The sequence below is a fragment of the Micromonospora sp. NPDC048930 genome (assembly GCF_043197935.1).
In the GTDB taxonomy this organism is placed as follows: Bacteria; Actinomycetota; Actinomycetes; order Mycobacteriales; family Micromonosporaceae; genus Micromonospora.
Window position 1 is genome coordinate 229,622 of record NZ_JBICUB010000002.1, and the last position, 12,459, is coordinate 242,080.

11 protein-coding genes are annotated in these 12,459 nt (G+C 75.2%); 10 read left to right on the forward strand and 1 reads right to left on the reverse strand.

Annotation, left to right across the window (positions count from 1 at the left end; translation table 11 throughout):
* The 9 genes from ACGFI9_RS06415 to ACGFI9_RS06455 all read left to right on the forward strand — a co-directional run bounded on the left by ACGFI9_RS06415 (position 1) and on the right by ACGFI9_RS06455 (position 10,879).
* Complete coding sequence (locus tag ACGFI9_RS06415) at positions 1-1,431, forward strand: aldehyde dehydrogenase family protein (RefSeq protein ID WP_393175645.1); 1,431 nt, start codon at positions 1-3, stop codon at positions 1,429-1,431.
* Complete coding sequence (locus tag ACGFI9_RS06420; protein WP_393175647.1) at positions 1,424-2,248, forward strand: aldehyde dehydrogenase family protein; 825 nt, start codon at positions 1,424-1,426, stop codon at positions 2,246-2,248. Before ACGFI9_RS06415 ends, ACGFI9_RS06420 begins: the two co-directional genes overlap by 8 nt.
* 195 nt (positions 2,249-2,443) lie before the next feature.
* The gene (locus ACGFI9_RS06425) at positions 2,444-2,875 is read left to right on the forward strand and encodes a BlaI/MecI/CopY family transcriptional regulator (RefSeq protein WP_393175649.1); all 432 of its coding nucleotides are present in this window, start codon (positions 2,444-2,446) and stop codon (positions 2,873-2,875) included.
* 10 nt (positions 2,876-2,885) lie between these two features.
* Positions 2,886-3,791 carry a M56 family metallopeptidase gene (locus ACGFI9_RS06430; protein ID WP_393175651.1) on the forward strand — a complete coding sequence of 302 codons (906 nt, stop codon included), beginning with the start codon at positions 2,886-2,888 and terminating at the stop codon, positions 3,789-3,791.
* Positions 3,792-3,881: 90 nt separating this feature from the next.
* Positions 3,882-5,129, forward strand: coding sequence for a cytochrome ubiquinol oxidase subunit I (locus tag ACGFI9_RS06435; RefSeq protein ID WP_393175653.1), 1,248 nt, complete (start codon positions 3,882-3,884; stop codon positions 5,127-5,129).
* An 11-nt stretch (positions 5,130-5,140) separates the two neighbouring features.
* On the forward strand, positions 5,141-6,148 hold the full coding sequence (locus ACGFI9_RS06440; RefSeq protein WP_393175655.1) for a cytochrome d ubiquinol oxidase subunit II: 1,008 nt from the start codon (positions 5,141-5,143) through the stop codon (positions 6,146-6,148).
* Positions 6,145-7,824 (forward strand): thiol reductant ABC exporter subunit CydD, encoded by a 1,680-nt coding sequence (gene cydD, locus ACGFI9_RS06445; RefSeq protein WP_393175657.1) that lies wholly within the window; start codon positions 6,145-6,147, stop codon positions 7,822-7,824. Before ACGFI9_RS06440 ends, cydD begins: the two co-directional genes overlap by 4 nt.
* Positions 7,821-9,995 (forward strand): thiol reductant ABC exporter subunit CydC, encoded by a 2,175-nt coding sequence (cydC, locus tag ACGFI9_RS06450; RefSeq protein ID WP_393175659.1) that lies wholly within the window; start codon positions 7,821-7,823, stop codon positions 9,993-9,995. Before cydD ends, cydC begins: the two co-directional genes overlap by 4 nt.
* Before the next feature lie 212 nt (positions 9,996-10,207).
* On the forward strand, positions 10,208-10,879 hold the full coding sequence (locus ACGFI9_RS06455) for a permease prefix domain 1-containing protein (protein WP_393175661.1): 672 nt from the start codon (positions 10,208-10,210) through the stop codon (positions 10,877-10,879).
* A gap of 134 nt (positions 10,880-11,013) precedes the next feature.
* Here the strand turns inward: ACGFI9_RS06455 and ACGFI9_RS06460 are convergent, their stop codons facing one another.
* A complete protein-coding gene (locus ACGFI9_RS06460; protein ID WP_393175663.1) occupies positions 11,014-11,355 on the reverse strand; it encodes a PadR family transcriptional regulator in 342 nt (113 codons plus the stop codon).
* 118 nt (positions 11,356-11,473) lie between these two features.
* Between ACGFI9_RS06460 and ACGFI9_RS06465 the strand changes: the two genes are divergently transcribed.
* Positions 11,474-12,436: a DNA primase gene (locus tag ACGFI9_RS06465; RefSeq protein ID WP_393175665.1), complete on the forward strand. Its 963-nt coding sequence runs from the start codon at positions 11,474-11,476 to the stop codon at positions 12,434-12,436.
* Positions 12,437-12,459 lie beyond the last annotated feature (23 nt).

The window sequence follows — 12,459 nt, forward strand, 5'->3', positions numbered from 1 at the left end:
ATGTTCGAATACGCCCCCGCCCCCGAGTCGCGCTCGGTGGTGGACATCAAGCCCTCGTACGGGCTCTTCGTCGACGGGAAGTTCGTCGACCCGGTCGACGGCGGCAGCTTCAAGTCGATCAACCCGGCGTCCGAGGAGGTCCTCGCCGAGATCGCCGAGGGCGGCAGCGAGGACGTGGACCGCGCGGTCCGCGCCGCCCGGAACGCGTACGAGAAGGTCTGGGGCCCGATGCCGGGCCGCGACCGGGCCAAGTACCTGTTCCGGATCGCCCGGCTGATCCAGGAGCGGTCTCGGGAGCTGGCCGTGCTGGAGTCCCTGGACAACGGCAAGCCGATCAAGGAGTCCCGGGACGTCGACATCCCCCTGGTCGCCGCGCACTTCTTCTACTACGCCGGCTGGGCCGACAAGCTGCCGTACGCGGGCTTCGGCGCGAACCCGCGGCCGCTCGGCGTGGCCGCGCAGGTCATCCCGTGGAACTTCCCGCTGCTCATGCTGGCCTGGAAGATCGCCCCGGCCCTGGCGGCGGGCAACACGGTGGTGCTGAAGCCGGCCGAGACCACCCCGCTGACCGCGCTGCTCTTCGCCGAGATCTGCCAGCAGGCGGACCTGCCGGCCGGCGTGGTCAACATCGTCACCGGCGCCGGCGACACCGGCCGGGCGCTGGTCGAGCACCCGGGCGTGGACAAGGTCGCCTTCACCGGCTCCACCGAGGTCGGCAAGGCCATCGCCCGCGCGGTCGCCGGCACCCGCAAGAAGCTCACCCTGGAGCTGGGCGGCAAGGCCGCCAACATCGTCTTCGACGACGCCCCGGTCGACCAGGCGGTCGAGGGGATCGTCAACGGCATCTTCTTCAACCAGGGCCACGTCTGCTGCGCCGGCTCCCGGCTGCTGGTCCAGGAGTCGGTCGCGGACCGGGTGCTGGAGTCGCTGAAGCGGCGGATGGCCCAGCTCCGGGTCGGCGACCCGCTGGACAAGAACACCGACATCGGCGCGATCAACTCGGCCGCGCAGCTGGCCCGGATCAAGGAGCTGTCCGACGCCGGCTCGGCCGAGGGCGCGGAGCGCTGGTCGCCGCCGTGCGAGCTGCCGGACCGCGGCTTCTGGTTCGCCCCAACCATCTTCACCGGGGTCACCCAGGCGCACCGGATCGCCCGCGAGGAGATCTTCGGCCCGGTGCTGTCGGTGCTGACCTTCCGTACCCCGGCCGAGGCCGTGGAGAAGGCGAACAACACGCCGTACGGGCTGTCGGCCGGGATCTGGACCGACAAGGGCTCCCGGATCCTGTGGACGGCCGACCGGCTCCGCGCCGGCGTGGTCTGGGCCAACACGTTCAACAAGTTCGACCCCACCTCGCCCTTCGGCGGCTACAAGGAGTCGGGCTACGGTCGCGAGGGCGGCCGGCACGGGCTGGAGGCGTACCTCAATGTCTGAGCGGGTCGCGGTACGCAAGACGTACAAGCTCTTCATCGGCGGGAAGTTCCCGCGCAGCGAGTCGGGACGGTCGTACATCGTGCAGGACGCGAACGTGGCGCTCTCCTCCCGCAAGGACGCCCGCGATGCCGTGGTCGCCGCCCGGGCCGCCGTGAAGGGCTGGGCCGGGGCCACCGCGTACAACCGCGGGCAGATCCTCTACCGGGTCGCCGAGATGCTGGAGGGCCGGCGCGACCAGTTCATCGCGCTCGGAGTGCCGGCCGACGAGGTGGACGCGGCGATCGACCGCTGGGTCTGGTACGCCGGCTGGTCCGACAAGCTCCCGCAGGTGTACGGCGGCGCCAACCCGGTGGCCGGCCCGTACTTCAACCTGTCCGCCCCGGAGCCGACCGGCGTGGTGGCCGTGGTGGCCCCCGAGACCCCGGCGCTGCTCGGCCTGGTCAGCGTGATCGCCCCGGCGATCGTCACCGGCAACACCGTGGTGGTGGCGGCCTCGCCGTCGGCGCCCCTCGCGGCGGTCACCCTGGCCGAGGTGCTGGCCACCTCCGACCTGCCGGGCGGGGTGGTCAACATCCTCACCGGCCGGCTGTCGGAGACCGTGCCGACGCTGGCCGCGCACATGGACGTCAACGCGATCGACCTCACCGGGGTGACCGACGCCGACCTGGCGGCGGAACTGGAGGTCAAGGCGGCGGAGAACCTGAAGCGGGTGCTCCGGCCGGCCCCTGCACAGCACGACTGGTTCGCCGATCCTGGGGTGACGCGGATGACTGTGCTCTTGGAGACGAAGACGGTGTGGCACCCGAAGGGTGTCTAGTTCTTGTGGGGGTTTCCGGGAAGCCCCGCCCGCTCCGGCCCCTCACCCCTCAAGATCCGCACTGATTCACGGAAAGAGTGGTGTCCGCGTGGCGGATGGCCACTCTTTCCGCGTATGAGGGCCCTCCGCGTCGGGTGCAAGGCCGCGGGGCGGTGCTGGTGGGGGCGGGTCTACTACGGGGGGTAGGATTTAGGGGTGACTCGGCTGGGCGATCTTGAGCGTGCGGTGATGGACGTGTTGTGGGACTCGGTCCCCGCCACGTCGGACGGCGTGACCGTGCGGGAGGTCGCCGACGCCCTCGCCGGGCGGGAGCTGGCGTACACCACGGTGATGACCGTGCTGGACCGGCTCGCCGGCAAGGGCATGGTGCAGCGCGAGCGGGAGGGGCGGGCCTGGCGCTACCGGGCCGCCGCCAGCCGCGAGGCGCACATCGCCCAGCTCATGCTCGACGCCCTCGACCTCGGCGGCAGCCGGGACGCCGCGCTGGTGCGCTTCGCCCGCTCGGTGACCGGCACCGAGGCGGAGGTGCTGCGCGCGGCGCTCAGCGCCGAGGCCGGGCTCACCGACCGGGTCGATGACCCGCGGGCAGGGCGTCCGGCGCTGGCCGACGAGGCGACGGACCGGTAGGGCGGCTGCCGTGGCGTACGCCCTGCACTTCGCCGCGACCATCCTGGCCTGCTGGCTGACCGCGCAGGTCCTCGCCGTCTCGCGGTGGACCTGGCGGGCGCCGCGGGTGGCCATCCTGTGCTGGCAGTCGGTCGGGCTGGCGCTCGGCCTCTCCGCGATGGGCCTGCCGATGGCGGTCGGCCTGTCCGCGTACGACCAGCCGGCCGGGAGCGCCCTGGTCGCCCTCGCCGACGATCTCGCCCACGGCAAGCTGCCGGCCGGGCTGGGCGCGGCACACCTGGGCCTGGTCGGGGTCGGCTTCGGCATCGGGGCGGTGCTGCTCACCACGACCGTCCGCAGCATCTACGGCACGGTGCGGGCCCAGCGCCGGCACCGCGAGCTGCTCAGCCTGGTCGCCCGCCGGGACCCGACCGTCCCGGGCGCGCTGGTGCTGGACCACCCGAGCGCGGCGGCGTACTGCCTGCCGGGGGTGCGGCCCCGGGTGGTGGTGAGCGCCGGCACGCTGAGCCTGCTGGACCGGGCCGAGCTGGCGGCGGTGCTCACCCACGAGCGGGCGCACGCCCAGGAACGGCACGACCTGGTGCTGCTGCCGTTCACCGCGCTCTGCCGGGCGCTGCCCTGGTTCCGCTGGGTGCGGGACGCGCACGAGCGGGTGGCGCTGCTGGTCGAGATGCGCGCCGACGACAAGGCCCGTGAGCTGCACGCCGAGGCCCCGCTGGCCGGGGCGCTGCGCCGGTTCGCCGCCGCCGGTCACCGGATCACCCCGGCGGGCGCGCTCGGGATCGGCGACCGCGACCTCGACGTACGGGTGCAGCGCCTGCTGGTGGCCGACCGGCCGCCCCGGCTGCTCGGCGGCACCGCGCTGGCGGTGGCGACCGTCCTGGTCGCCCTGCCGATCTCGCTCTTCCTGAGCTGACCCTGATCCTGACCCCTAGGGCCATCATAAGTAGGCAACCTACGTGTAGGCTCCCTACGTCAAGCGAGTCGACCCGTGGGAGTCACGGCCATGGACACCCTGTTCCTCGCCCGCCTTCAGTTCGCCGCCACCACCTCGATCCACTTTCTCTTCGTGGCGGTCACCATCGGTCTGGTCACCCTGCTGGTCGGGGTGCAGACCGCCGGCTTCATCACCGGCAAACCGGTGTACGAGCGGCTGACCCGCTTCTGGGGCCAGCTCTACGTGATCAACTACGTGCTCGGCATCGCCACCGGCCTGGTGATGGAGTTCCAGTTCGGGCTGAACTGGAGCGGGCTGTCGCGCTACGTCGGCAACGTCTTCGGCGCCCCGCTGGCCGTCGAGACGCTGCTCGCCTTCGTCCTGGAGTCCACCTTCCTCGGCATGTGGATCTTCGGCTGGCACCGGCTGCGCCGGGGCGTCCACCTGGCCCTGATCTGGGGCGTCGCGCTCACCGCGTACGCCTCGGCGTTCTGGGTCCTGGTCGGCAACGCCTGGCTGCAACACCCGGTCGGGTACGAGATCCGCGACGGCGTCGCCCACCTCACCGACTTCGGGGCGCTGCTGACCAACCCCACGCTGGGCTTCGCCTTCGGGCACGTGGTCTCGGCCAGCCTGGTCACCGGCGGGATGCTGATGTCCGCAGTGAGCGCGTTCCACCTGATCCGGCGTACCCCCGACTTCGCCCTCTTCCGGAAGTCGCTGCGGATCGGCCTGCTCACCGCGGCGGTCGCGGTGGTGTTCCTGCTCGGCTTCGGCTTCGCCCAGTTCGGCCCGACCGGCGAGGTCCAGCCGACGAAGTTCGGCGGCGGGGCGGACCGGGACGCGCTGATCGCCGAGTGGACGGCGAAGTTCGGCCCCGGCGACTACGTCCCGCCGGCCCTCTCGAACGTCGGGCTCGGCTTCATGATCATCATCGGGATGGGCCTCTTCTTCGGCCTGCTGATCGTTCCGCTGCTCTGGCGGGACTGGCTGATCCGGCTGCGCTTCCCGCTCTGGCTGGTGCTGCTCGCCCTGCCGTTCCCCTTCGTCGCCCTGATCCTCGGCTGGATCGCCCGCGAGGTGGGCCGGCAGCCCTGGGCGGTGTACGGGCTGCTCCCCGTCGAGCGGGCCGTCTCCCCGGTCGGGTCCGGCCTGATGCTCACCTCGCTGATCGGCTTCACCCTGCTGCTCGGCACCCTCGCCGTCACCAACTGGGTGCTGCTGGCCCGGCACGCGGCCCGGGGCGCGGGCGATCCCGCCCTCGGCCGCCCGCCCGAGCCCGACACCGACACCCGCCCGCAACCCGTGTTCGCCTGAGGGAGCCCGCCGTGGAACTCGTCTGGTACGCCCTGTTCGGCCTCTTCCTCGCCACCTACCTCGTCCTCGGCGGCTACGACTACGGCGTCGGGCTGCTGCTGGCCCGGGGCGCCACCGAGGAGCGGCGGCGGGCCGCGCTCACCGCCGTCGGGCCGTTCTTCCTCGGCAACGAGGTGTGGCTGGTGGCCGCCGGCGGCACCCTGCTCGGCGCCTTCCCCACCCTGGAGGGCGAACTCCTCTCCGGCCTCTACCCGGCCGTGCTCGGCGCACTCGTCGGCGTGGTGCTGGTGACCGCCGGGGTCCAGTTGCGCAGCCGGCCCCGGGCCGGGTCGGCCCGGGCCGCCTGGGACCGGGTGGTGGTGGCCGGCAGTGTGCTGGCCGCGCTCGGCTGGGGCGCCCTGCTCGGCGGCCTGCTCCAGGGCGTACCGCTGCACGCCGACGGCCACGTCGAGGGGGTGGGGCACCTCTTCACCCCGTTCGTGGCCGCCGTCGCGCTGGCGCTGCTGACCCTGGTCGCCGTGCAGGGTGCGACCTTCCTCACCCTCCGCCTGCCGGCCGCCGGCGCCGCCTCGCTCGCCCGGGTGGCCCGCCGGCTGGTGCCGGTGGCGCTCGCCGCCGTCGCCGTGGCCACCGTCCTGGGCCTGCTGTCCGACCGGGTACGCGCGGCCGTGGCGCGGCCGGCGGTCGCCGTACTCCTGCCGGTGGTGCTGGTCGCGGCGCTGCTGGTGGCCCGCGCGGCGCTCGGCCGGGGGCGGTCCGGAGTGGCCTTCACGGCGACCAGCGCGGCGCTGGCGCTCCCGGTGCTGCTGGTCGGCGCGGCCCTCTGGCCCCGGGTGCTGGTCTCCACCGTCGACCCGGCCGCCTCGCTGACCGTGGCCGACGGTGCGGCGAGCGGTCCGACCCTCTCCCTGCTGGGCTGGCTCGTGCTGCCGCTGGTGCCGGCCCTACTAGGCTTTCAGGCGATGTGCTGGTGGGTGTTCCGGGGACGGACCGACGGCAGGGCACCGGTGTACTGGTGAATCGCCGCCCGTTCGACCCGCGTCTGCTGCGCCGGGTCCCCGCGGCCCGGCGTGACCTCGCCGTGCTCGCGGTGTTGGGCGGGCTGACCGCGCTGCTGGTGGTCGCGCAGGCCACCGCGCTGGCCACGCTGCTGGCCACGGCGATCGACGGGCGGCTGCACCGGCCGGCGCTGGCCGGCTTCGTCGCGGCGGTGGCCGCCCGCGCGCTGGTCAGCTGGGCCCAGGGGACGGTGGCGGCCCGGGCGGCGGCCACGGTGAAGGCCACGCTCCGCGCCGACCTGCTCCGCGCGGTCGGCCGGCACGGCCCCACCTGGGTCGCCGGGCAGCGGGCCGGGCAGCTCGCCACCCTCACCGGGCGCGGCCTGGACGCGCTCGACCCCTACTTCACCGGCTACCTGCCCCAGCTGGTGCTCAGCGTGACCGTGCCGCTGGCGGTGCTGGCCCGGATCGTCCTGGCCGACTGGAGCTCGGCGCTGATCATCGCGCTGACCATCCCGCTCATCCCGGTCTTCGGGGCGCTGCTCGGCTGGCAGGCGCAGGCCGCCACCGAGCGGCAATGGCGACGGCTGTCCCTGCTCGGCGGGCACTTCCTCGACATGGTGGCCGGGCTGCCCACGCTGCGCGCGTTCGGCCGGGCCCGGGCCCAGGTCGACGTGGTGCGCCGGATGGCCGACGGGCACCGGCAGGCCACCATGCGCACGCTGCGGATCGCGTTCCTCTCCGCGCTCGTCCTGGAACTGGTCGCCACCCTCTCGGTGGCCCTGGTCGCGGTCCCGGTCGGCATCCGGCTGCTCGGCGGCGGGATCACCCTCTCCACCGCGCTGCTGGTGCTGCTGCTCACCCCGGAGGCGTACCTGCCGCTGCGGGCCGCGGGCAGCCGGTTCCACGCCAGCATGGAGGGGCTCACCGCGCTCGACGAGGCGCTCACCCTCTCGGCGACCCCGGCGGCCGCCGCCACGGCCACCACCCCGCTGCCGGCCCCGGACGGCCGCGGCGAGATCCGCTTCGAGGGCGTCACCGTCGAGTACGAGCGGACCGTCGCCCTGCGGGACGTCACGCTGACCATCCGGCCCGGCGAGCGGGTGGCCGTCATCGGCCCCAGCGGCGCCGGCAAGAGCACGCTGCTCAACCTGCTGCTCGGCTTCGTCGCGCCGACCGCCGGCCGGGTCACCGTCGACGGCGTGGACCTCGCCGAGGTCGACCTGGACGCCTGGCGGCGGCAGCTGGCCTGGGTGCCGCAGCGGGCACACCTGTTCGCCGGCTCGCTGGCCGACAACATCCGCCTCGGCGCGCCGGACGCCCCGGACACCACGCTCGCCCGGGCGGTCCGCGACGCCGCGCTGGACGAGGTGGTCGCCGCCCTGCCCGACGGGCTGGCCACCGTGCTCGGGGAGCGCGGGCACGGCCTCTCCAGCGGGCAGCGGCAACGGGTGGCCCTGGCCCGGGCGTTCCTCCGGGACGCCCCGCTGGTCCTCCTCGACGAGCCGACCGCCCGGCTGGACACCGCCAGCGAGGCGATCGTGCTGGCCGCCACCCGGCGGCTGGTCGCCGGGCGTACCGCGCTGCTGGTCGCCCACCGGCCCGCGCTGCTGGAGGACGCCGACCGGATCCTCCGGGTCGAGGACGGCCGGGTCACCGAGCTGACCCCGGCGCCGGCCGGAAAGGTGCCCCGATGAGCGACGCGCGCGACCGACCCGACGACCAGGACGGGGTACGCCGCGCCCCCGTCGACCCCGCGCGCACCGGCGGTTCCGGACCGGACGGCGGCACCGGACCGGCCGGCGAGCCGGGCGGTGTCGTGCCCGGGCGGCCGGACCAGCCGGTCCGTGCCGTGCCGGGCGGCGTCTCCCGGGACGGGACGACCCCGGCCGGGCGCGACCCGGGCGCGCCGAACGCCGCCGAGCAGAACGCCGCCGAACTGCTGCCCGACGGGCCCGCCCCCACCACCGCCGCCCCGGCCACCGCCGCCCCGGCCACCGGGGCCGCGAGCGCGGGGCGCGCCGAGCGGGAGGTGCTCCGGCTGGCCCGGCCGTACCTGGGCCGGCTGGTCGGGGCCGGGCTGCTCGCCGCAGCCACCGAGTTCGCCGGACTGGCCCTGATGGCGACCGCCACCTGGCTGCTGATGAGCGCCGCCGGCCGGCCGACGCTGGACCGGTTGACCGTGGCCATCGTCGCGGTCCGGGCCCTCGCCGTCAGCCGGGGCGTGTTCCGCTACACCGAACGGCTCGCCGGGCATGACGCCGTGCTCCGCATGATCACGGACGTCCGGGCCCGGGTCTTCGCCACCCTCGCCGCCCGCCGGGACGAGGCCGCGCAGCGCACCGGGGATGCGCTGAGCCGCCTGGTGTCCGACGTGGAGGCGGTGCAGGACCTGCTGCTGCGGGTGCTCGTACCGGGGGCGGCAGCCGCGCTGGTGAGCCTGGTCGCGGTCGGCGGGGCCGCGCTGATCTCGCCCCCGGCGGCCGGCGTGCTCGCCGTCGGGCTCCTCGTCGCCGGCCTGGCACTGCCCGCGCTGGCCACCGTGCTGACCCGCCGGGCCGCCGACGAGGTGGCCCCGCTGCGCGGCGCGCTCGCCGTGGACGCGGTCGACCTGACCCACGGGACCGCCGACCTGGCCGCCTTCGGCGCGGCCGGCCGGGCGCTGGCCGCCGCCGAGGGGCGGGCCCACCGGCTCGCCCGGCTGGAACGCCGGCTGGCCGCCACCGGCTTCGCGGTCGACGCGGCCGGCGTGCTGGTCAGCGGGCTCACCGCCGCCGCCGTGGTCGTCGTGGCACTCCGCGCCGGCGTCGGCGGGGTGCAGGTCGGCGTCCTGGCCGTCGGCACCCTGGCCGCCGTCGAGATCGCCCTCGCCCTGGTCGGCGCCGCCCGGCAGCGCACCCAGCTCCGGGCCGGCCTGATCCGGGTGGCCGCCCTGCTCACCGCCCCCGGGCCGGTCCCGCCCGGAGCACCCGCCGAGCCCGCACCCGCTGCTAGGCCCGCACCCGCTGCCGGGCCCGCGCCGGCCGTCGCCGGGCGGGGTGTCGGGCCGGGCGCTGGGCCGGCCGCCGCGCGGGCCTCGGTGCGGGACACGGCGGGGGTCGGGCACGACGTGCGGTTCGACGGGGTGACGGTGCGGTACCGGGCAGGTGCCGCACCCGCCCTGGACGGTGTCGACCTCGACCTGCCCGCCGGCCGCCGGGTCGCCGTGGTCGGCCCGAGCGGCGCCGGCAAGAGCACCCTGGCCGCCGTGCTCACCGGCGCGGTACGCCCCGACGCCGGCCGGGTCACCCTGGACGGCGCGGACGTGAGCGCGTACCCGCCCGAGGAGCTGCCCCGGGCGATCGGCGGCCTACTCGCCGAGGCGTACGTCTTCCACGCCTCGGTCCGGGAGAACCTGCTGCTCGGCCGGCCGGGGGCCGGCGAGGCCGAGCTGACCGCGGCGACCCGGGCGGCCGGCCTGCTGGACTGGGTACGCGCCCAGCCGGAGGGCTGGGACACCGTGGTCGGCGAGCAGGGCGGGCAGCTCTCCGGCGGCCAGCGGCAGCGCCTCGCCCTGGCCCGGGCGCTGCTGGCCGCGCCGGCGGTGCTGGTGCTCGACGAACCGACCGAGGGCCTCGACCCGGCCGCCGCGGACGCCGTGCTCGCCTCGGCGCTGGCCGCCACCCCGGCCGGGCACTCGGTGCTGCTGATCAGCCACCGGCTCAGCGGTCTGGCGGAGCTGGACGAGATCGTGGTGCTCGACGCCGGGCGGGTGGTCCAGCGCGGCCGGCACGCCGAGCTGGTGGCGCGGCCGGGCTGGTACCGCGACCAGTGGCTGCTCCAGGAGGCGGCGGAGCGCGGCTACCTCGCCCTCGGCCCGGTCGCCTGACGCCCGCCCCGCCGGGCCGTCCCCTCCCCGATACCCCTCGAGATCTTGGAAGGAAATGGCCCCCATGGGGGCCGATTGCCTCCAAGATCTTCCGATCGGCGACCGGCGGTCGCTTCCGAGCCGGCCGCGCCGCGCCCCCGCCCGGCCGGGGCGTGCCTCACTCAGGGAAATTCCCGGACGCGGCCGGCCACGCGGGATGGCAGGGTGGTCCCATGCGCGCGTACCAGGACGTGCTCGTGGAGGAGCGGCTGCGCGAGCTGGCCGGCCGGCTGCGGGGGCCGGCCCGGCTCAAGGCCGACCTGCTGACCGAGGCGCGGCACTCGTTGCAGGACGCGGTCGAGGCGTACCGGGAGGGGGGCCTGCCGCGGGCGGAGGCCGAGCGGCGGGCGGTGGCCGAGTTCGGCAGTCCCGCCCAGCTCGCCCCCGACTACCAGGCCGAGCTGGCGGCCGGGGCGTTGCGCCGGCTCGCGGTGCGGGCCCTGGCGGTGGCGGTGGTGCTGATGGCCGGCGGCGACCTGACCTGGCGCGGGTCGAGCTGGAGCGACGGACCCCGGCCGCCGGAGGGTTACCTGCTCCTCTCCGCCTCGCTGAACGGGATCTGGGGGCTGGTCGCCGCGCTGGCGCTGGCCGGGCTGCTGCTCGGGATCCTGGCCGCCCGGTACCGGTCGTCCCGGCTGCCCCGCCTCGGCCGGGCGGTGGGCTACGGGCTGACCGGCGGCCTGCTCGGCGGGGCCCTCGCGGGCAGCGCCCTCTTCGGCTGGTCGATCACCCTCTGGGAGGCGGCCCTCAGCTGGCCCCCGATGATCATCGGCGCGGTGGTGGTCAGCGTGGGCTGGTTCGCGCTGGCCCGGGCGGCCCGCTGCTGGCTCCAGACCACCTGCTGACAGCCGGGCCGGCACCGGTCCGGCCGGTCGGCTTGATCCACTCCAGGTCGGCGAGGTGGCGGGGTCCGTTGCGCCCGAACGCCGCCATGCCGCCGAGGTGGCGGCGCGGGATGCCGCGGGGGGGCGGCGGGCGGTCAGGCCGGGGTGGCGGGCGGGTGCTCGGTGCCGAGGAAGCGGCCCACCGTGGCGCTGAACTCGCGCCAGCCGGCCCGTTCGCCGGCGAGCGCGCGGACGCCGACGTCGGTCAGCCGGTAGGTGCGTCGTTCCCGGCCGTTGACCGTGCTCCACGAACTGGCCACGTAGCCGGCCCGCTCCAGCCGGCGCAGCGCCGGGTAGATGGTCCCGGTGGGCAGGTCGAGGGCGCCGCCGCTGCGGGCCCGGAGCGCGTCGATGATCGCGTAACCGTGCAACTCGCCCTGCTCCAGCACCGCTAGCAGCAGCGCGTCCAGATGTCCGTGCAGCGCCTGGGCCTTCATGTGTAGCAACGCTACTTGTCCGCCGGTCGGGACGCCACCGGGGTGCGGGTCCCGGTGCCGTCGGGACGCCCACTAGGGTATGTGCGCAGAGTCACTCGGCGGCCGGAGGCGTCGCCGGGTGGGCAACCGACAGCACACGGAGGTCAGCGTGGCCCGCCAGTCGCCCCAACGGCCCGACGCCGACGAGCCCGAACTCGACGACACCACCGCGTCGACCGCAGATGACGAGGTCGAGGCCGACCGTCCGGCGGCGGACCGCACGCTCTGGGACGAGCTGCGCATCGACCCGATCGAGATCGCCCTGCCGTCCGGCACCGGCTTCACCCTGCGGGCGTACCGGCCGGCCCGGGAGCTGACCCCGACCGACGTCGCCGAGCGCGACGAGGAGGACCCCTTCCTCGCCCGCCGCCAGGTCGTCGAGACCGAGGACGAGGAGGAGGTGGTGATCCTCGACGAGGAGTACGCCGCCCTCACCGCCGAGGAGGACGAGGAGGAGCAGGCCGAGGGTCGCCGGCGCGGCAAGGCCGAGGCCACCGACGAGGAGGCCGAGGGCGACGAGGCCGACGAGGACGAGGACGAGGAGGCCGCCGGCGACGAGGAGGTGCCCGTCTTCCTCAGCCACCGGGGCAAGCTGCTGCTGTTCAAGACCCCGGAGTCGTTGGTGAGTTTCGTCCGTTCCGGCGCGCCCAACGACCTGTCTCAACTGGACGGCTGGGATGAACTGTCCGAACGGGTGGAACCGGCCGACATCGCCCCGCTGGACGAGGACACCTACGAGCTCGACCTGGTGGTCGAGAACCTCCGCGGCGGCCACGACGCGTGGGATCCCACGCTCCTGATCGAGGCCGGCGAGATCGCCCGTGACCTGGCGTACGCGCTGCGGCTACCAGCCGTGCTGGACATGCTCTCCGCAGGCTCCAGCCTGGACGACCTGGACGAGGCGCTGCGGGCGACGGTCAACGGCGGCATCGGCGGTTTCCTGGGTCGGCGCCGGCTGAAGAAAATCGGGGCACAAACCGCAAGTTTGGGCTGGCGCACCATTGTCGGCAAGATCTCTGCCGTTGTGGACTGGCGCGACTGACCCGGACCGGGGAGCATCAGTCT

Bases quoted from the DNA above. Each gene is read 5' to 3' on its own strand.
- ACGFI9_RS06455 (WP_393175661.1), top strand. From the start codon at position 10,208: ATGCGCGCGTACCAGGACGTGCTCGTGGAGGAGCGGCTGCGCGAGCTG.
- ACGFI9_RS06435 (WP_393175653.1), top strand. From the start codon at position 3,882: ATGGACACCCTGTTCCTCGCCCGCCTTCAGTTCGCCGCCACCACCTCG.
- ACGFI9_RS06460 (WP_393175663.1), bottom strand. From the start codon at position 11,355: ATGAAGGCCCAGGCGCTGCACGGACATCTGGACGCGCTGCTGCTAGCG.
- cydC (WP_393175659.1), top strand. From the start codon at position 7,821: ATGAGCGACGCGCGCGACCGACCCGACGACCAGGACGGGGTACGCCGC.
- ACGFI9_RS06415 (WP_393175645.1), top strand. From the start codon at position 1: ATGTTCGAATACGCCCCCGCCCCCGAGTCGCGCTCGGTGGTGGACATC.
- ACGFI9_RS06420 (WP_393175647.1), top strand. From the start codon at position 1,424: ATGTCTGAGCGGGTCGCGGTACGCAAGACGTACAAGCTCTTCATCGGC.